General features: G+C 51.8%; 18 protein-coding genes and 1 pseudogene. 4 read left to right on the plus strand and 15 right to left on the minus strand.

Annotated elements, in window-relative coordinates:
• Positions 1 to 215 precede the first annotated feature (215 nt).
• The 12 genes from AC1DFB_RS13265 to AC1DFB_RS13320 form a co-directional block, all read right to left on the minus strand.
• Positions 216 to 1388 carry an adenylate/guanylate cyclase domain-containing protein gene (locus AC1DFB_RS13265; RefSeq protein ID WP_480921423.1) on the minus strand — a complete coding sequence of 391 codons (1173 nt, stop codon included), beginning with the start codon at positions 1386 to 1388 and terminating at the stop codon, positions 216 to 218.
• 210 nt (positions 1389 to 1598) lie between these two features.
• Positions 1599 to 2099, minus strand: a complete 501-nt coding sequence (locus AC1DFB_RS13270; protein WP_170626246.1) for a CIA30 family protein — start codon at positions 2097 to 2099, stop codon at positions 1599 to 1601.
• A 65-nt stretch (positions 2100 to 2164) separates the two neighbouring features.
• Positions 2165 to 2605 (minus strand): TspO/MBR family protein, encoded by a 441-nt coding sequence (locus tag AC1DFB_RS13275; protein ID WP_480921424.1) that lies wholly within the window; start codon positions 2603 to 2605, stop codon positions 2165 to 2167.
• A 25-nt stretch (positions 2606 to 2630) separates the two neighbouring features.
• On the minus strand, positions 2631 to 3134 hold the full coding sequence (locus AC1DFB_RS13280) for an aggregation factor core (protein WP_480921425.1): 504 nt from the start codon (positions 3132 to 3134) through the stop codon (positions 2631 to 2633).
• A gap of 136 nt (positions 3135 to 3270) precedes the next feature.
• Positions 3271 to 3654, minus strand: coding sequence for a nuclear transport factor 2 family protein (locus AC1DFB_RS13285; RefSeq protein ID WP_480921426.1), 384 nt, complete (start codon positions 3652 to 3654; stop codon positions 3271 to 3273).
• A 544-nt stretch (positions 3655 to 4198) separates the two neighbouring features.
• A complete protein-coding gene (locus AC1DFB_RS13290) occupies positions 4199 to 5692 on the minus strand; it encodes a cryptochrome/photolyase family protein (protein ID WP_480921427.1) in 1494 nt (497 codons plus the stop codon).
• A 456-nt stretch (positions 5693 to 6148) separates the two neighbouring features.
• Positions 6149 to 6997: an FAD-binding domain-containing protein gene (locus AC1DFB_RS13295; RefSeq protein ID WP_480921428.1), complete on the minus strand. Its 849-nt coding sequence runs from the start codon at positions 6995 to 6997 to the stop codon at positions 6149 to 6151.
• On the minus strand, positions 6937 to 7074 hold the full coding sequence (locus AC1DFB_RS13300) for a DUF2256 domain-containing protein (protein WP_170408453.1): 138 nt from the start codon (positions 7072 to 7074) through the stop codon (positions 6937 to 6939). Before AC1DFB_RS13300 ends, AC1DFB_RS13295 begins: the two co-directional genes overlap by 61 nt.
• Complete coding sequence (locus tag AC1DFB_RS13305; protein WP_480921429.1) at positions 7074 to 8585, minus strand: FAD-binding domain-containing protein; 1512 nt, start codon at positions 8583 to 8585, stop codon at positions 7074 to 7076. The genes AC1DFB_RS13300 and AC1DFB_RS13305 overlap by 1 nt, the downstream gene beginning before the upstream one ends.
• A 705-nt stretch (positions 8586 to 9290) precedes the next feature.
• On the minus strand, positions 9291 to 10415 hold the full coding sequence (locus tag AC1DFB_RS13310) for an ABC transporter permease (RefSeq protein ID WP_170408455.1): 1125 nt from the start codon (positions 10413 to 10415) through the stop codon (positions 9291 to 9293).
• Positions 10416 to 13115, minus strand: coding sequence for a ribosome-associated ATPase/putative transporter RbbA (rbbA, locus tag AC1DFB_RS13315; RefSeq protein WP_480921430.1), 2700 nt, complete (start codon positions 13113 to 13115; stop codon positions 10416 to 10418).
• Positions 13112 to 14107, minus strand: coding sequence for an HlyD family secretion protein (locus AC1DFB_RS13320; protein WP_480921431.1), 996 nt, complete (start codon positions 14105 to 14107; stop codon positions 13112 to 13114). The genes rbbA and AC1DFB_RS13320 overlap by 4 nt, the downstream gene beginning before the upstream one ends.
• A 270-nt stretch (positions 14108 to 14377) precedes the next feature.
• On the opposite strand from AC1DFB_RS13320, the gene AC1DFB_RS13325 reads away from it, so the two are divergent.
• Positions 14378 to 16081: an alkaline phosphatase family protein gene (locus AC1DFB_RS13325; protein WP_480921432.1), complete on the plus strand. Its 1704-nt coding sequence runs from the start codon at positions 14378 to 14380 to the stop codon at positions 16079 to 16081.
• A 154-nt stretch (positions 16082 to 16235) separates the two neighbouring features.
• On the opposite strand, the gene AC1DFB_RS13330 is transcribed toward AC1DFB_RS13325, so the two are convergent.
• Together AC1DFB_RS13330 and AC1DFB_RS13335 are read right to left on the minus strand one after the other, a co-directional pair.
• Positions 16236 to 16757, minus strand: a complete 522-nt coding sequence (locus AC1DFB_RS13330; RefSeq protein WP_480921433.1) for a c-type cytochrome — start codon at positions 16755 to 16757, stop codon at positions 16236 to 16238.
• 313 nt (positions 16758 to 17070) lie between these two features.
• Positions 17071 to 17409 (minus strand): c-type cytochrome, encoded by a 339-nt coding sequence (locus tag AC1DFB_RS13335; RefSeq protein ID WP_480921434.1) that lies wholly within the window; start codon positions 17407 to 17409, stop codon positions 17071 to 17073.
• Positions 17410 to 17730: 321 nt separating this feature from the next.
• Here AC1DFB_RS13335 and AC1DFB_RS13340 point away from each other — a divergent pair, with 321 nt between their 5' ends.
• From AC1DFB_RS13340 to AC1DFB_RS13350, 3 genes are all read left to right on the plus strand, one after another.
• Positions 17731 to 18279: a DUF6512 family protein gene (locus AC1DFB_RS13340; protein ID WP_480921435.1), complete on the plus strand. Its 549-nt coding sequence runs from the start codon at positions 17731 to 17733 to the stop codon at positions 18277 to 18279.
• Between the two features lie 104 nt (positions 18280 to 18383).
• Complete coding sequence (locus AC1DFB_RS13345) at positions 18384 to 19424, plus strand: PLP-dependent cysteine synthase family protein (RefSeq protein ID WP_480921436.1); 1041 nt, start codon at positions 18384 to 18386, stop codon at positions 19422 to 19424.
• A gap of 20 nt (positions 19425 to 19444) precedes the next feature.
• Complete coding sequence (locus tag AC1DFB_RS13350; RefSeq protein WP_480921437.1) at positions 19445 to 19924, plus strand: hypothetical protein; 480 nt, start codon at positions 19445 to 19447, stop codon at positions 19922 to 19924.
• A gap of 104 nt (positions 19925 to 20028) precedes the next feature.
• On the opposite strand, the pseudogene AC1DFB_RS13355 reads toward AC1DFB_RS13350, so the two are convergent.
• A pseudogene (locus AC1DFB_RS13355) lies at positions 20029 to 20178 on the minus strand (IS5/IS1182 family transposase); the annotation flags it as partial.
• Positions 20179 to 20229 lie beyond the last annotated feature (51 nt).

Consider the following 20229-nt stretch of genomic DNA (forward strand, 5'->3'; position numbering starts at 1 on the left):
GCTGGCGGGATAATGCCTGCTACCAAAGTCAATGGACATGTTTATCATTCCAGGGAAGCTGAACGTTAACGGGCAAGTCCCGTTTTCCGGTTACTCGAACAGTTAGGTTCAGCTTGCCGCGCCTTAGTGGATTTTTGCGCTTTGTGTTTCATTTCTAGCGATCATCTAATGTCGTAAGATGCCGAAGGTAGATTGTTTTGAATAACTATAGCTGATTATTGTGTATCTTCAGTGAGAAAGAACAATTCAATGGGCTGCGCAAGGCCACGTATTTCGTGATCCCCACAGCTAACGAACATGCTCGGAGCAGCACTTGCAACGGCTGACGTCGCCAACACCCTCCGACCAATTGCTTTTGTTAAACCTTCAATTCGGCTTGCAACGTTCACCGCCCCGCCCAGAACTGTGAAATCAAGCCTGCCGGGGCTGCCGATATTACCATAGCTGACCTGCCCGACGTTAATTCCAATACCAACATCCAAAGGCGGTTTTTGAAACCCGTCTCGTCTGGTGTTGAGATCGTTCAAACCACTCAGCACACTCTGCGCTGCAAGAGCCGCCATTCTGCAGCGGTCGGCATGGTCTTTTTGCGCTTCAATAGTAAAGATCGACAGGATGCCATCGCCCATGAATTTGAGGACGTCTCCACCGTTGTCCTCTACGGCTTTAACCACCAGATCAAAATAGTCGCTAAGCGTGTCGAAAATATCTTTTTCCGGGGAGGTCTCGGAAAGTGCCGTAAAGCCTCGCAGATCAGAGAACATCACCACGGCATCCAAAGTTGCTCGCTCTCCGCGCTTTATATTGCCGCTCCAGACGGCCTCGGAAGGTCCATCTCCTAAATAAGTTCGAAGCAGACCTTTAGACGATTTTCGCATCGTGACAGGTTCCAAGGCGGAAGAAAGGGCCGGTAAGGCCGCTTCAATCAGCATAAGGTGTTCGGGCGAGAATCCATCCTTTGCCTGAGTAACGAACGTACATCCATGCAGCGATCCATCGCCGTAATAGAGCAAAGTAGCGTAGTAGTCGGTGCCACCCTGCTCTGCAAATTCAAGATAGGATGAATGCTCTGTTTCCAAGTCCAGTCGCCGTAGACTTTTGTGAAGTGGCTTTCTGTTCGCAAGAATATACTCGAATGAACTCCCGACATAACCATCTGTCAACATCATCTCATGCGTGACGTCGTAGCTGTCGGTGCCTTCAGGCGTCCAAACTACCCCCCAGGCAATAAGCAATGGGTTGGCAAAGCGCTGGCCAATGTTTGCCCGCCATAGCGGCACTCCGGCTTCGATCAAGGAGGAACAAAACTGTGACACCACCTTTACAGGATCACCGGAGCGACGACCTTCTGTAATCATCCATTCGGTCAGTCGAGTGACTTCTTCCATGGACCCAATTTAGTCGCTTGGAAACGATGAGCAAAGACAATTGGATTGGCAATGTCGGTTGCTGTTGTTGAGCGGCCTGATCAGACCTGTCCAAATTGATGCTCGGGCATCAAAGGAATGTATTCCATCGGGAAGATGGTTTGTAAATTTAGATCCCGCGCGGTTCCAAACAGACCTATTTGAAGATTGCAGCCCTCTCTTGGGAAACCTTCAATAGAAACCAATCTCGCTGACATCTACGCGGGCCTCGTGATCTCTCCCGTAGGCTACAACTCCAACTGAGGTGATTTCGTCAGCAACGGGAATAGCGCGCAACATGGCACCTGAAGCCTTGAAGCCTGAGAGAGGTAACCAGACTTCGGTCCAGTTGTCAGAAGTTGCGAACGCGGCCTGATAGTATTGCCATGGAAGCACCGTGCCACGTGTCCTGAGGTGGACGAAGTATTGCTCGCCATTCCCCCGTACCAACAGCCTGACGCCCGATACACCCTCATCTGGTCGATCAGACAACTTGCGTCGGAACTGGATAAAGCCGCCGTTGTTTTTTGTGCTGACGGTTCCGGTCAACCGGGCGAACGCAACATCACGTTCCGAACGAAACTGCACCTGTCCTGAAGAAACTCCTCCCATGACGGTGTCGGCAACGTAGTCCCAACTCGTCTCCGGAGACTTGGAGAAGTCTTCTGCAAGATTTTCATCAGCCTGTGCCATTATAGATCCGATGATTACAAGACTTGAAACAAGTCCAGCAAAGTTGGCACGCATATTGTTCCTGCTCAGTTCAGTATCGCAATGGAAAGGTTCAACGCAGCGGCAAATGCAACCCACGCAAAGTACGCAAGGAAGCCCAGTACGGAGATCCGATCTGAGTTCCTAGCCTGAGCAATGAACATGACGATGACAGCCAGCAACGCGGCAATTACCACAAACGCAAACCACGGTAGTTGCAGTATGAAAAAGATTGGGGACCACGAAAAGTTTAGACCCATCTGTGCCCACCACAGCTTCATGGCAGTCGAGCTTCGGTCTGTTTCAAACTGACGCCAACCCGCCATGGCGATCAAGACATAAAGCACCGTCCAAACCGGCCCAAAAATCCAATTTGGTGGATTGAAAGCAGGTTTAGAAAGCTGCGCATACCAATCCCCGGGCGCGGTCAATATCCCGATCAGGATGCCGCCTCCCAACACGAGCGCAAGAAATGCTATGCGGACCATCCAATTCGACATTGTGGGATAGCTTTCAGCAGCCCTTGGTCGTCACGTTGACAAGCGCTTCGGAAGAGAAGGTCGCAGTACTGGTCTCATCCGCGTCGGTATATGACACCGTGGCGCCTTCGATCTCCGACTCCGTTACGGTGATTTCGCGTTGCCCGATCGTGTCGTCCACATCGATGGTAAAGGCTAATTTGTCCCCAGTTGCGAGGGAAACGATCTCAAGTTCAATTGTATTCTGCCCGTCCACGACCGAAGGAAATTGACGCAGTGCATCCGCACCCTCAACGAATTCGAGCGGTTGGAATACCTCTACACCCGCGCCTTTTTCGGTAACGTCGAAAATCAGACGTCCAGCAGATTGCGACAAGTCAATTTTGACGGTCGAGGTTTCTAATTCGCACGATCCGACATTTGTCAGAACAAAACGGTCTTTGGGTGCGCCTTCTATGAAGCGAATTTGAACTCCGGCTTGAAGCGAAGTGGCTACGAATAATCCAAGGGTCGCCGCAAGAATGCTGGTCGGGAGCATATTTATCTCCTTGCTAAAGGGTTCTTGGAAGATACGCTTTGGCGGGTTTCTTGGATCAGACTTATGCCTTTTGACTACCGTGGTTCAGCCGACAGGACCTTTCGCAGTTCCTTGCACCGCATTCAGAACGATTAAGTCAAAACATGCCGTTTTCATTCTCGCTGTTTGCCGGAACCTCCTGAAGAACGTCCCAGTGCTCGATAACCTTCCCATCGACATCCAGGCGAAAAATATCGATCCCTGCGTACTGGAGACCATCGGGCCAGATTTGATGGCAATGCAGAATAACGTGATCGCCTTCAGCAAACGCACGTTTGATGTCCACACGCTTTCCCGGGTATTCGGCGGCCATGCGCTCAAAATACTCGACAAAGGCTAGCTTGCCGTCGCCAACATGCGGGTTGTGCTGCGTATAGGTATCACCAACATAGATCGCTATGGCATCTGCTGGTCGACACGCGTTGAACATCCTTTCGTAGAAAGCGATGACGTTTTTCTTGTTTGTTTTGAGGTCCGGCATACTGAACGCCAAATCGTTGTTTTTCGATCCAAAACCGTTGGCTCGCAAAGTTTGGAAAACGTAAAATAATTAGCTCGATCAATGGTAGACAAAATTTACGAGCTTCAATTTGCGTTCCAATTGTTTCGAGGGTTTGCCAGTTAATCGGTCACCTCGAATTCGATATGTATATGATTTCCGTCAGGATCAGCCACATGGATTTGGATCATGCGAGGCCCTAGGACTTCGGTTTTGCGATCCTGGATCTGACGTGATGCCAGTTTTTAGTCGAATGCGCTCAGCCCTGTAGCTGAGAGCGTAAAATGCTAGAGTTTGAGCTTCACTTCGGAGCCGAGGTTTGGCGTTCAATCATGGCTCACAATGTGGATCACGGCGTAATCACCCTCTTGCAACCAACCTCCGGAAAACGGAAGAACGCGGCGGTCCAGGTTTTCAACCCAAGTCCTCTGCATACCAAGCAACTACATAATGCTTGGTCAGCCAGTCCTAAGGCTTATCTATGGTGTGAGCTCAATCTCAGTCATGCGCTGCCATAAAGTCCAGCTCATACCATCTGTCGCAAAAAAGATTCCGCCGTCGTGACATGCTTGCTTTTGACCTCTGGTGACATTCGCCCAGCCGTACGGCACATCATCGCCCATCGGGGATTGCCAGTCAGTCTATCGCTGTGTTTCAGAATAAAGCGCCAATAAAGCCCGTCCCAAATGTCGGTCCAAGGCCCCTTTCCCCAATGGCTCATTTTGCGAACATAGTTTGAACCCGAAAAGTACGGTTTGGTGGTGATCAACCCGCCATCGGCATGCTGGCTCATCGCGTAGGCATTGGGAACCATAACCCAATCATAGCTGTCGACGAACATTTCCATAAACCAGCGATAGACATGATCCGGATCAATTTCGCACAGAAACATAAATCCGCCCAAAACCATGAGGCGTTCAATATGATGACAATACCCTGTCTTGAGCAACCTTTTGATCGTGTCGTCCAGCGGATCAATACCGGTGGTTCCGTCGTAGAAAGCGCGGGGCATTGGGCGGTGATGGCCCCAATGATTTGTCGTACGCATCGGCACACCCAGGCTCTCATAAGTCGCGCGCATAAATTCGCGCCAGCCAATGATCTGGCGGATAAAACCTTCTACCGAATTCAAGGGAATGCCCTTGCGATCCGCATGCGCCAGGGCAGCATCCAAAACTTGTTTTGGCGTCAACAACCCTATGTTCAATGCAGGCGTGAGAACGGCATGCCATAGCCAGTTTTCGCCCTCAACAATGGCATCTTCATAGTCGCCAAAACGTTCGAACCGCCGTTCCAGAAACTGCGCCAGCCAGTCGGACGCAGCTTTGTGTGATGTCGGATAATACAACGTATCCAGGCTGCCCAATGCTTCTGGAAAATCAGCAAGAACGCTTGCTTTTGCGGCTTCATCAACTGCGTCATGGGAAGGCCAATCGATCCAAGGCAGGCTGCCTAACAGCGCCTTGGGCACTTTCTTGCGATTTTCCTCGTCAAAGCTCCACTGTCCCCCCGTCGGTTGACCGCTGTCCATCAACACGTTCAAGCGGCAGCGTTGGCTTTTGTAGAAATCCGCCATGAGCCATCGTTTTCGACCGGCAAACCAATCTAGATTGTGGTCCCGCGAATTCAGAAAGCCAGGCGATAGCAGTATATCGAGCGTGATTTCGGTACTGCTAGCTGCCGCCCGTAAACGTCTTTTTGCGATGAAGTCTACTGGGTCAGCCATGATCATTTGGCTGACACCGCGATCACGCAGACTTTGAAACATTCGAAGACATGCGCCCGGCTGCCGCTCAAAGGGCCATATCGCGGCATCAAAGCCCTTGGCGACTAAGCCATCTCTATAGCGCGCCATTGAGGCGCGGTGCAGCCAAAGCTTTTGCTTGTGCATCGAGGCCGGATAATACGCATCACCGAAGAAAAGCGGGTCTTCGAAAAGCACAACAATGTCTGGCCGGGCGGCCAGACCCGGGTGATGTGCAAACAATTGATTGGGAAGTAGAAGAGCAGCAGTGGACACGGGTTATGGTCTTTGTTGGCTGAGCAGATTCAATTGGCCTAAGAGCGATGGGATCTTCTTTCGAAGGCCAAAGAATCCGGCCTTTGCATGAGCCCATGTCATAGCGTCGTACGGTCGCACTATCCTGTTCAAAGACAAGCCTGCGTCTCTCAATACAGGTTCTGCACGATCCAGGCGTGACCGAGTAGGGCCGACAGGCGCATAGGCTGTTGCAATGGTCGTGACACCCGCATTCCGTGCTGCCTCGATCAACGGACCACACCAATCCGCGTCTGATTTCGCGAGCTTTCCGTGAGGCTCAAGCGCGCTGTTGATCGCCCCCTTGGCAAAGTCCGTTACGGCGTTTCCCATCGGCTTTGGAGACCGTCCATGCGTCGCCAAAAGTCCAATCACGGCAGCAGGCGATGTCGGCATTAAGCAGTCACCTGACAGATCATCCTCCGTCAACAGCAACAGTTAAGGGCTGTCTGGGAACATGTGCGAACTTGAAAGGGGAATGAGCGGGTGATCTACCGGCTCGGTCAACGGCTCTGCAAAATTAGCCAGACCTCTCGGTTTAAACCGTCCTTCCGTGTATTTGGCAATATTATCAGGTCGCGCGAGGTAGGTTTTGCCTTTCGTGTGCAATCCGCCAACCCACCGCCAGTTCAGCGTATTCGACGCGGAATCGCCATCCAGCAAATGCCGCAAAAAGAAATCCGCGCCAAGCTGCCACGGTAGGCGGAGTGTAAAAATCCAGATTGATGCGAACCACATGCGCGCATGGTTATGAAGGTAGCCAGTCGTCACCAATTCCCGCGCCCAATGATCGAAACAGTCGATGCCGGTATTGCCGTTCACTGCCCCGTTGAAACGGGTCTCCAAGCCCTCATCATCTTTTAGTCGCTCAAAAGCGCTCAACAAATCCCGCTGATAAAGTGCCCAGACGCTGGGCCTTTGTTCCAGCCAACCCTTGAAGTAAGTGCGCCAAAACACTTCTTGCACGAACTTCTCTGCCGCGTTGGAACTATGCGACGCTAACACCGCTGCCAAAACCTCATTCTCCGTTATCAAACGGTGGCGCAGCCAAGGTGACAAACCCGATACATTGCTGCGTTGCTCAGTCCCAAAATCGTAGTTCCGCGTACTTGCATAATGCCGACCGGTGCGTCGCACGAACTGCTTCAGCCTTGTAAGACCATTGGTTCGTGTGGGTTTGAAACTGATTGTCTCTTTCACGTCCGCAAGTTCTGGAAACATCTCAGTCATGCGGCCGACCTGCACTTTTTCGAGCAGTATTTCACTTGATCCCAAGTGTTTTCCCATTTCTTGCGCCAGGTGAAAGGGCGCTGGCAGACCGGGCAGATTTTCTGGGGCAAATCGGCTTTCTTCTGCATTTTCATCACTGATCCCCCAAAGGCAGTTTGAGTTGCTCTTGATCTTGAAACGACCGCGCGACTTTGCGAACAGTCCGCCTTGTCTTTCGGCTCGCGTGTTTTGTCGCAATGGCTTGCGCTTCAGAGCGAAACTCCGCACTTCGGCGGACACCCCAAACCCGCTCGCGCGCGGCTTTGGCTGCTGCGAGATGGTCAAAAACACGCTCTGGATAATGCACTCCGATGATTTGTTTCCCATCTTGGGCTTTCCAGGGTTCGTGGATGTACCGATCCGAAATATGGGCCAGTTCCGGCAACCATGTCCGAATGAACACCCCTTCTGGATCCTGATCATAGCCCTGCTTAACCGGATTATAGATGCGCACAGTATTGATGCCGGTCGTGCCTGATTGCATCTGCACCTGGTTCCAGTGAATGCCCGGCTCATAGTCGGTAAACATGCGCGCCAAATGCTCTCCCGGGGCTCGCCAATCCAGCCAGAGATGATAACTCGCCGTGGCCATCACCATTGCGCGCATCCGAAAATTGAGCCACCCTGTCGCTTGCAATGACCGCATGCATGCGTCCAAAAACGGATATCCCGTTTCGCCTTTGGACCATGCGGCCAAGAGCGCGCCATCTGGTGCTTTTGGTCGAAGTCCGTCGTAGAGACGATGCAGATTTTCAAACTCAATCCGAGGTTCATCCTCAAGTTTCTGAATAAAATGGCAATGCCAATGCAATCGGCCCGAGAACGAGCGAAGCGATTTACGCCAGTCCTGTGCGTGCGACGGCAATCTACATCTCTGCTTTTCAGTCGCTTGCGACACCTCCCGCATCGAAAGCGCACCCCAAGCCAAGTAGGGCGATAGCCGTGAACACGCAACGGCCCCCTCCAAGGGGCTGGACATTTCGCGTTGGTATCTTTTGCCACGGTGGGTCAGAAAGCTGTTCAATCGTTCCAAACCCGCAGCTCGTCCCCCGGCTTGACGACCAACGCATGGATCATCCCGCAAGTTGAGGTCGCGCGCCGTGGGAATATACCCTGGTTTTATGTCGATTGGTTTCAGCGCAACTGGTGACGAAACGGGCAGTGCCATGAACCTGTCCCAACGTTCCGCCCAGCCGTCGCGGGACTTGAGCCTGCGAAAAACGCCATGGTTTTGCACTTCGTGCCACCGTACGCCAAGATCTTTGCACCATGCAGCGACCTGCCGATCCCGCTGATACGTCCAATTATTTCCTGTTTCCTCATGTGACCAAAGAACGTCTATTAGACCACGGTCTTTTAACTCGGAAAGGACCGCCACAATTTGTCCGATGCGCACAATGAGTGGCTGGCCCAGTTTCCCTAGGTCTTCTCGCAGCCCAGCGATTGTCTCAGCAACAAAGTTCCACTGCCGTATTGACGCGTCAGGTTGCTGCCACAGGTCAGGTCCAACCACATAGAGTGGCAGAACTGGCCCAACCTCAGACGCTTGCGCTAGTGCCGGATGATCATTCACCCGTAAATCCCGTTTGAACCAAACGACCTGCACGATACCTCCGTCATTTAAGTATTGTACGTTTGGCCACAGAAAATGGATCTTTGCTTCTGTCTTCTCCGGAATTCGCTGCTGATGTGGCATTTGGATAGAGGCCGTTGTCCTTCGTTACTTGAATGTTAGAAGTTTCCGCGCGCGCCCGAAGCGCGCCTGGCAGGGAGTATAGTCCTTTATCGACACCACGATGGAAGGTTCTAAATATTCTCCGTAGCAATCCCCATTTGCTGATCGCAGCCTTAGTTCGCTATTCAACGAAGAAGTCCGTGCCGCAATGCGACTTCACCAAACCAGGCTTACGTCGAGAGCAAAACAAATTTGGCTGCGGAGGAACTCACAGTTGGCGAGACAAAGCCGTATTCGGTGCGGCTCAAAGAGCTTTGAGTACCTGCCGCGCACCTTCCGAAACGAGATCCCGGAACATATCAAGCAACTCACAACCCGGAGCAATCAATTCGCCCAACTGACCTCACTTAATGAGTTGAACGAGTTTCGTGCAGTTTCACAAAGGTTCCCTCAACGCAGCACAGATGTCCGGGCTGTATCTGGTGCCAAAACGTATAGTACTAACATGACTAGCGATATTTTGGCTAACGCTCATACAGTCGCTGATGCCCTGACTTCTGCCCAGCAGATATCCAAACTTTCTTCAGAGGCCGATCAGCTAGCGCTCCAATCTGTCAAAGCCAACAGATTGGAGCGTTAGCTGATCTGCGCAAGAGAACGCCGAAAAAGCCGTAGGCTCATTAGTAACAAAGCAATTCCTAAAAACGTCATCCAAACGAATTCCGGCCAGACAGTCTCAATACCAGCGCCTTTGAAAACAATAGCCTGACTTGCTGACATGTAGTGGCGTGATGGCAAAACCAAAGTACCTGCCTGCAACCACGCTGGCTGACCTTCAATTGGGGTCTCGCCACCTGAAAGCATTAGCATTGGCAGCACAATCAACATAACCAGAAGCGCGAACTGCGCCATAGAGCGTGCAATGGTTGCCAGAAACACCCCAAGCGCCGTCGCAGTAAAAAGAAACAACGCCGTGCCAACCAAAAACAACATCTTGGATCCAGCGATATTGATGCCCAAAGAACCCTGCATCACAAACGTTAGTGAAAGACCAGCCGCGACCAAAACCACTGCTGCATTCGCCCAAATTTTGGCAATAGCAATGTCAAATGGAGCAAGAGGCATGGCAAGGAGATGTTCAATGGTCCCGTGCTCTCGTTCTCTAATCATTGCCGCTCCGGTCAAAATAGTTGTGAGCCACATGATCTGGCCAATCAGAGCAACGATACCAGCAAAACGTACAGTATCTCTATTTGGGTTGAAGGCGCTTCTTAGAATGACACTGATTGAGGGAGCATCCACTAGATCGATACCAATTGCATAGCGATATATTTCAGCGCTCAAGATACTGGTGATGTAGTTTGCACCAATTCCGGCCTGTTCCATAGCGGTTGCGTCAATGAGAACTTGAATCTCCGGACTGCGCCCTGCGCGCAGGTCCTTCTCGAATCCGGGGGGCACAGCCACAACGAAAATAAAACGCCCAGCATCCATGTAAGCAGGTTCTTTTCCGGGTTCGATTTGGACGACCGGTTGGAACTCTGGTGGGAAAAACGCTGTGGCAAGTGCTCGAGAAAGTGGCGAGTCGTCTTCATCCGCAAACGCTATCGAGGCGTTGTTTACAGAACTTGCCACTCCCGTTGCTTCCATGATCGGGGCCAGCGTGAAAGACCAAACCAACAATGCCATCATCACCCAATCACGGCGCAGGCTCATCACTTCCTTCAAGCCTAGCCAGAATATGCAGTATAAGCGCTGCATTCACTTCTCCTGCGCCCGAAGGCATAGGGCTGCGATCAGTGTCAGAGCGGGTCCGAAGCAGGCTAGGGCCAGAATGTCTGGCGCAAGGGCCTCCCAACCCAAACCTTTGGTGAAAGCACCAACGTTTAGGTGTAGGAAATATGAGGAAGGCCAAAGTGAACCCACCACTTGTGCGCCCCCTTCAAGCGTTGAAACAGGTTGCAACAGTCCTGAGAACTGGATTGTTGGGACAACTGAGGCGATGGCAGTTGCAAATGTGGCGGCCACCTGACTGGATGTCATTGTAGCGATCAACAACCCGTAGGATGTTGTTGCCCAAACGTAAAGAAGGGCACCAACAGCCAAAGGGAAAGGATTTCCTTTTAAGGGCACCCCGAAAAGAAAAACGGTCATTCCGGCCAAAAGCAGAAAATTTGCGTAGGCGATTAAAATGTACGGAATTTGTTTGCCGACTAAAAATTCAAGCCGCGTGGTTGGTGTCACGTAGAAATTGACAACTGACCCCAGCTCTCGTTCCCTTGCTACGCTTACGGCAGTCAAAACAGCTGGCAACATAATCAGTAGTATGGCAGGCATTGCCGGAGCCATCGCGGCGATGCTTTCAAAGCTCTGATTGTAGCGAAACCGGGGTTCGATCCTGGCGATATCTATCTGGCTTTTGCCATTGTTAAGGGCATATTCCGCGAGAAATGATTGGTGCAATCCGGAAACATAACCTTCAACCGTCTCACCCTTAAATGGGATAGCACCGTCTACAGTTGCAAGTATCTGGGTCGGTTCACCCGTACTCATCTTTCGGTCAAAGTCAGGTGGTAACTCAACAACCAGAGAGACCTCTCCTGCCACTAGACGGTCGCGCCCTTCGCTGGCGCTTTGCAGCGGCGAAGTGGCTTTAAAGTAGGACGATCCGGCAAATTCAGCCGAATAAGCACGACTCTCCGGCCCCTGAGAAAGGTCAAGTACAGCGAATTCAAGCTCATCGATATCCAGCGTAATTCCAAAGCAAAAAACTAACATTAGAATAGCAGAACCCAGAAATGCGAAAGCCAGACGCACCGGGTCGCGAGCTACTTCAACGGTTTCGCGCCGCGCATATGCCAATACACGAGAAAACGCTCCTCCCCCGGCGTGGGATTTGGTCCCAAAACCCACCTCTGGCGCGACAACAGAGACTGGTTTTTCTGCTGCTTCCAATATCGAAATGAAGGCGTCTTCAAGGTTTTCCGCCCCTTCAACAGCGATCAGTTCAGCCGGAGTACCTTCCGCTAGAACTCTACCAGCATGCATAAAAGAAACGCGATCACAGCGTTCCGCCTCACCCATGAAATGAGTGGACACAAAGATTGTAACCGACTCATTTCGAGAGAGCTCAATCAGCAAGTCCCAGAAGGAATCGCGCGCCTCTGGATCCACACCGGATGTTGGTTCGTCGAGTATTAGCACTCGCGGACGGTGGATCACAGCTACGGCTAGCGACAGTCGCTGTTTGATCCCCAGGGGCAGTGCCGTCGCCAACGTATGACGGTGCTCCTCGAGCCCAAAGCGCTTAGTGAGTTCCGAAACACGTTGTTCTCGGTCGGCAATTACAAATATCCGCGCATGCAATTGTAGGTTCTGATGGACCGTCAACTCGCCATACAAGGAAAAGGCCTGGCTCATGTAGCCTATATCACGCCTCATTTTTCGGTCATATGCATCGACAGGGTTGCCAAACAGCAGTGCTTCACCTGAGCTGGAAGGTAACAAGCCAGTCAGCATCTTCATTGTCGTGGACTTGCCGCAACCGTTTGATCCTAGAAACCCGAATATCTCTCCGCGATTGATTGTGAAGTCGACGTTGTCTACGGCCGTGAAATCACCAAAGCGTCGTGTCAGTCCACGCGCAACTATCACTGGGCTTGCTTCGATCTTCCCATTCGTTTTGTTTTTCCCCGCCGGTTCGACAGGCAACTCCCGTGCTCTCAGACGCCGATATGCAATTTCGAGGTCGACATCACTCCCTTTCAATTCGGCGGGCTTACCATGAAAGATGACTTGACCCGCGTCCATCGCGACAATCCGGTCAAAACCGTCGGCTTCTTCCATGTATGCCGTTGAAACCAATACCGACAGTTCAGGGCTTTTTGCTCGGATTGCATCAATCAAAGCCCAGAACTGCCGACGCGACAACGGGTCGACCCCGGTAGTTGGCTCATCCAAAACCAAAAGTTTGGGGTCATGGATTAACGCACAGCAAAGACCTAGTTTTTGCTTCATCCCACCCGAGAGCTTGCCCATCAGGCGGTCTTCAAACTGCGCAAGCCCTGTCGCAGCCAATAGCGCTGCGATACGTTCGTCCCGCTCTGAATGCCCTTGAGCAAAGAGACCTGAGAAGAACTCGAGGTTCTCGCGCACAGAAAGCTCCGGATACAGGTTTCGACCCAACCCTTGCGGCATGAAAGCGATTGCTGGGCAAATGCCGTGCCGATGACCAGAATCGCCAATCGGGCCGCCTAAAACGTCGATATTGCCGGATTGCAGTTTCTTTGCGCCGGTGATCAAACCAAGCAGTGTAGACTTTCCCACCCCATCCGGCCCGATAAAGCCAACAAGCTGGCCAACTGGCAGTTCCAACGAAACAGAGTCCAATGCAACATGCTTGCGATAACGGTGCGTAACACCTGAAATGTGAATATCGCAGGCGTCATCCTCTACTCTCATTCGAACAGCTCTTCTGGGATGCGTTGTTCAAGCGCCTCAGGCCAAGCAACGGTTGGGTCAAGCCGGATCACCGCGACACCGCGCAGACCGGTTTTGACGTGCTCAATCCGACTTTCAACCAAGTCTATTGGGATACGGACGCGAACGCGAAAAACCAGTTGCTCTCGCTCATCCAGGGTCTCGACCTGTTTGGGGGTGAATTGTGCCTCGGGAGAAACAAAGCTCACGTATGCAGGTATCGCATATTCCGGCAAAGCGTCGAGCACGATGCGAGCCTCAGCTCCAATGGGCAAAAGTCCGGCTTCACGCGCCGGAAGAAAAACTTCCATGTAAACATTCTCAAGGCCAAGAATAGTCAGGATTGGTTCGCCCGCGCCAACCACCTCTCCGGGTTCTGCAAGCCGGTAAAGCACGCGTCCGGGCACAGGTGCCACTAGAGCGCTGTCTTCAATCTGTGCCTCAATCCTGCGCACTTCCGCCTCAGCGGCAGCAATACGGCTTTCTGCGGTTGCAACTCGGGCTTTGGCGGCGCCCAATACTGCTGTAGCAACCTTATGAGTAGTATCGCGATCTTCAAAAATAGTTTTGGAGATATTTTGTCCTGCCAGCAACGCCGCGGCACGATCAAGCTCTTGCTCAGCCCTGCGCTGCTCGCTTTGGCGTTGCACTACGAGCGCTTCTGCTTCGGCCTTTGTTTGATTTGCCAATGCTACCTCGGCTTTAGCCCGGTCTAGGGCGGCAGATAGCTCGTCTATGTCCATTTCGGCCAGGATTTGACCGGTTGCAACCATACTGCCTTCTGTTGCCGTTACCTTCGCAACCCGACCTGCACTAGTTGGTGCTATTTCGACTTGTTCCGCTTCAACCCGCCCGTTTCCTTGAACAAACCCGACCGGCAATTCATCGCTATCCTCGGCAACAACGGCATATAGCAACGCTCCAGCAATTACAAAACCAGCCAAAATAAGAAAAACCGATAGGTTTTTTGTCATAGCGTTTCACCTGAAACTGGGTTTCTGGCGCAGAGTTTAGTGTCTCCAAAGACTCAAAGCCTTGTTTTGGATCAAAACCGATCCGGGCATCTCAGTTCCAAGAAATTGTTTGTATGAACAACGGTTTGGATGTTGCAGGCTCTTTCGCGATACATCGGAAGAAGTAGACGTGAAGCGTTTTTTTTATCATTTTGGTATTGAAACGGGTTGTTCTAGCGCGCAATTTCGGTCGCCGCCAACCTGCTGCGCAATACAGCGAAAGGAAACACTATGACCAATACACTGAGAGCTTGTTTGTCTTTGTGGTTGGTTGCAGTCGCTCCTGCGTATGCTCAAGAACCTCCTCGTCTCGTTTTGCAGCTGACCGTTGACGCGTTTCGGGGCGATTTGCCGACACGCTACTTTGAGAATCTTGGGGAGGGTGGCCTTAAGTATTTACTAGAAAACGGTGTACACTATCTGGACGCCCATCATTGCCATGCCAATACAGAGACGGTTGTCGGGCACGCCACATTGGCGACCGGGGCAACACCGGCAGTGCACGGGATGATCGGAAACATTTGGTTCGACAGAACCCTGGACCGCGTTGTTTACAACGTTGAAGACAGCACCGCTCCGCTTCTTGGAGATGGCGCTGGCGTCAATGACGATATTGAAATTGACCCAACACAGGCGGCAGCTGGCACAGATGGGCGGTCACCACGCGCTATGATTGTTACGACGCTTTCGGACGAATTAAACGCTTCCACTGCTGGTGCTGCCAAGGTCTTTGGAGTTTCAATCAAAGACCGTGGGGCTATTACAATGGCGGGACAAAGCGGCAAAGCCTTCTGGTTCTCAAAAGCCGCAAACCGTTTTGTTACAAGCTCCTACTATTACGACAAATACCCGGATTGGGTTTCCGCCTGGAATGATGCATCGCCGAGCGCCTCCTTTGAAGGAACCTCTTGGGAATTGATGCACCCAAAGGAAGCCTATGTCTTTCGCGACAGTGACAACCAACCATGGGAGACGGATGTCGCCGGGTTCGGCATAACCTTTCCTCATCGCTATTCTTCGACGCAAAATGGGTTTGATCCGCTAGAAGATCCCTACTTTACGACCTTTTTAACGCTTAGTCCCGCTGGCGACGATCTGACGGCGCAATTTGCCAAACGATTGATTGATGCCGAGGATATCGGGCAAGACGCGGTAACGGATTACCTGGCGATTAGCTTCTCGTCCGTGGATTACGTCAACCATGTGTTTGGCCCCTCCAGTCTTGAAGCCGAGGACACGATATACCGCCTCGATCAGACTCTCATGAATCTCTTCGCATTTATCGACGAACGGATTGGGCTGGAAAACGTTTTGATCGTTCTATCGGCGGACCACGGCACCACCGATGCGCCGGGCTATTTGGAGAGTGTTGGCATCCAAACTGGCCTTGTTGCTCCGGACACATGGGACCCGACGGAACAGATAGCCAGGCTTAAGGAGCGGTTTGGGATCACCGGGAAATTGCTTGAGGGTTATAATCACCCCTATCTCAATATCGCCCCCGAAGTATTGGCTCGCCGTGATATTGATTTACCCACGCTGGAGTCAGCTATTGCAGAAGAGCTTCTATCCTTTCCCGATGTGGCATTCGCCGTCCCCAGTACGGCTATCGAAGCAAACCTCCTGCCCGATACCGACATCATGCGCCTGATCCGCAACAACTATCATCCGACCCGATCCGGGAACATATACGTAGTCTTCAAACCCGGCTGGTTCATCCCGGACTTCGATGGTCTGTCCGTTACATCCACCCACGGGTCACCGTGGCGCGGTGACACACATGTGCCGATTATCTTTGCTGGACCGAACTTAAAACCGCAACGGGTCGCACGCCGTGTTTGCACGACTGCTCTCGCATCCACACTGTCTGCAATATTGAGCACGGCGCGTCCTAATGGTGCGAGCGGTGAAGTGTTACAAGAAGTCTTGGATTAGACCGCTGTGAAGCGAGAGTCCTGATATTGAAGCAAGCTAGGCCAGACCGCGACGGCATCGTCCACAACGCGATCCTCATATTCGTTGCTCCTTGGCGACTACGGAAACCGCCCAACGCAGCACTCTTTAGCGTACACAAATGCGGAGCAGAACTTCACGGAACATATCGTTCCGGCTTCGGAGACTGAATACTCTCCAAATACTCAGCAATTTCGATAAGTCTGGAAGGAATACGCGTAACCAAACCGTTGCCCGTATCGAATTCGACAGCAGGGCCGTCGTTCAATTCGGTGATTATCGGCATGTCATCGCGAGGTTCTTGAACTTTCAAATAACCGTCCAAGATCGACATGACCTCCAACATGGGCCACACGCCCCCTCTGCGTTCGGAAATCTTTGTTAGATCAGCAGGATCTGATTTCAAATCAGCTGCGTCAGGTCCTTTTCCCGATGCATCGATTCCGTGACATCTGGCGCAATGCTCAACAAAGAGGTCTTTGCCAAGGTCCGAAAACTCGTCGGCCGCAGATATCGTTGCAACCGAAGAAATGACTATGCTTGCAACGATCCTAAAGTACCTCATATGCTGGAGGTCCTTTGCTAAACGAGTGTTTACTACAACAGAAATGGACCGACATCTTCCCCCGGTCAACGTCGGTCCTTCACCATATAACATTCGCTATCCTGTGGCCCAAAACCGATTGATGGGGACAGGCAGCAGCGAGCTCAGAATAGCTTCACTATTTAACATTCGGAATTTAGCATGTGAAACCGCGCGGCTCTTTGACATAAATCATATCTCACCTCGCAGTCTGCCAGAATTGGGCTCGACACGCCAATTCGGCCAAAAGATTTTGAGTGACAGCTTACGCCTAGCAAACCACGGCGCTTCACAATGCTAGGCCTGCAATAGTCACCGGGTCAAAAAAGGTGCAAGTCCAGAACACCGGCAAACGGTCAATTGCTGACCTAGCGCCAAGAGCACTAACCTACTGTTGGATGCTTTCTAAGAAAAACAATAACCCTGCTAACTCGCGCGGGGTGGGCGTCAAAACACCCTCGATTTCAACCGGAACCAGGTCTTCCGCCATTTCCCCGCCAAACTCCGGCATAACCCGAGCAAGATGGCTGTTTTCTGGGTCGCCATAGATGTAACTTAGTGCGCGTGCTTGAGGGAAAGTGCCTCCGTTCTTCGCGCTCAATGTTGTCAAATCTGTTGGCGCAACGGAAAGACCGCTGCTTGCCGGGCCACCGCCTCTACCATCCACACCATGACAAAAAGTACAGTTTTCTGAGAAAAAAACCGCCCCATCAGCGCGAGTGGGCATGACATCGGCGTCAGGATATAAATCTGTGCACGACGCTGTGGCCAGAGCAAAAAATCCAGCCGATAATATAACCCACCTTGTAGCGTGCATGCTCTACCCCGGCTTTTAATCCAGCCTACGGTCTATTGTAGCGCATGGCAATGACCGCAACTGCGGCTTTAAAATCGGTGAGGTCCAACTTTAAAAACTCTTACAAGGACTAGGGAATGGCCGCTCGCCATGGACGGTGAAAGCTACTTGTAGACCTCCTATGTCCCGTGGGCATTTCACTTTTGAGTTTCTAAGCAAAGTATATGACAATCTGGATTGGGAGATCCAAACATGCTGGAAACCTCGTCCCGAATAGTTTGGCTCGAAGCGATTGGGGCGATCCTGATAATCCTACTCGGATCCGGGCTGCACTTTGCATTTGTTTTACTGGGAAGTTGGGCGCCACTGGCGCTTGTGGCAGCTGTCAACGAGTCAATTTGGGAACACTTAAAGCTGGCTTTTTGGCCAGGATTTTTTTGGGCCTGCCTGATGCCGCTTCCACCCCGACTTACAAGAAGGGACGTATTTAGTGCGAAGGGATTTAGCCTCGCAATTACTGCTATTTTGATTGTGACAGTATTCACGGCATACACAGCGATACTTGAGCGCAACTTTTTGTTGATTGATATTGGAATATTTGTTGCAGCAATTTGCATCGGCCAGATCGTGTCAATTCTGTTGCTTGCTTACAAAGACCGAATGCGTGGACTCATCCATGTATTCGGCCTGGTTCTCCTTGGGCTTCAAGTCGTCGCCTATAGTACCTTAACATTTTTCCCTCTCAATCATTGGCTGTTCATTGAAACACGCTCTGGTACGATTGGCATTCCTACCCATTAGATGGATAGTCTGACCAATTGGTGGCGCATGCTTGCATCCCCATGAATTCCAAAGACGATTTTCCCAAGCTTGACGGGCGCTAAGCAGGGCGATTGAGTAGAGGTATGGACCGTTGGATTTCGGAGTCGATTGCCAAGATCAATGCAGATGCTCACCGCTCTGCCGATACGCACCTTTTCAAGTTACCCGTTCGGGGGCTGAAGGGCGTAGACATCTATCTCAAGGATGAAAGTACCCATCCGACCGGCAGTCTCAAGCACAGGTTGGCGCGGTCGCTTTTCCTTTATGCGTTGGTAAACGGGAAGATTAGGGAAGGGACACGTGTAATCGAAGCCTCGTCAGGCAGCACTGCCGTTTCAGAAGCTTACTTCGCCCGTATGATCGGAGTGCCTTTTACCGCGGTTCTCCCAAAATCTACCGCCAAGAGTAAAATCGACCTAATCCGGTTCCAAGGTGGCGAAATCCACTTCGTCGATGCGGCGCCGGACATGCACCAGGCCTCGGTTGAACTGGCAACTGAAGTCGGTGGCTACTTCATGGATCAGTTCACGTACGCCGAGCGGGCGACGGATTGGCGAGGCAACAACAACATTGCAGAAAGCCTTTTTCGCCAGATGGAACGAGAGCCACATCCAATTCCATCGGTGATTGTGATGAGCGCGGGCACTGGCGGAACTTCAGCAACGCTGGGGCGGTACATTCGCTACAAAGGCTTTAACAGTGAATTGGTTGTTGTGGACCCAGAAAACTCAGTGTTTTTCGATAGTTTTCGAACCGGAGACAGGACCCTGACCCGCTCCTGTTCAAGTCGTATCGAAGGTATCGGACGTCCCAAAGTAGAGAAGTCATTTTTGGCAGATGTAATCGACCGTATGATCCAAGTGCCCGATGCGGCTAGCATTGCGACAATGCTCTGGCTTGAAGATCGGATCAGGCGGCGGGCGGGCCCATCAACAGGCACAAACCTTTGGGGGGCTTTGCAAATTGCGCAAGAGATGGAGGCTGCCGGACGATCTGGCTCCATCGTCACTATTCTGTGTGACGACGGAAACCGTTATCTCGACACCTACTACGATCCGGAATGGGTGATGGAAAACTTCGGCGAAACCGCCTCTTACGAAGCTACTTTGGCGGGATATCACTGAATTCAAACGAAGAGGACAGCATGAAAAGGGTGAAATTTGTGTTTGCAACGCTTCTGGCATCAATGGTCGCCGTAATGTTTTGCGCCACAACAGTTTTGGCCTCCTCTCAGGAAGCACAACGGATCATCGAAAGCGCGGCTGCTGATTGCAAAGACTTCGAGAATGGAGAGTTTGATCAGGGTGACGCTGTGACCGAGATCGAGCTGCGCTCCCAGTTTGGCACGGTTAAGGCTGAACTCGTAGATGAAAGCCAGTTTTCCTGTTCCTCTGTTGCCTCTATGTACTGCGGAACAGGGGGTTGCATGCTCAATCTTATCGTTGACGGTGAGATCATGTCGTGGCAGGCAACGGGTTGGCGTCTTATTGACTGGGGGCCTGACCGTATACTGCTTATTGGACGAGATGGTGGTTGGTGCGGAGGCGCAGGAGCCGAGGTTTGTTACGAGGCGCTAGTTTGGAGTAATGGAAAGATTTTAACCGTTGGTTCGGCGCTAGAGTAAGCCCGCGCAGCGCTAGCGGCTGTTTTACACGCCTGGCCTGGTGGGCCAGAACTTTTGGATCAAGCTTGATCTGTTCGACGGCGATTTCCTAAAATTTCGACTTATTACCCAAACAAAAGCTTTGCCGCGAGGGCGATGGCAGACATGAAGATGATAAAGCGCCTGTCATAACGGGTCGCGACCCGGAACCGCTCTTTCAGCCGTCCAAACATGTTCTCAATCTTGTGACGGATTCGATAAATCCTGGCATCATATGGTGCGAAATCTTTGCGGTTCTGTTCCGTTTCTCGGGATTCGCAAGACCC

The organism is Ruegeria sp. S84 (assembly GCF_056583445.1).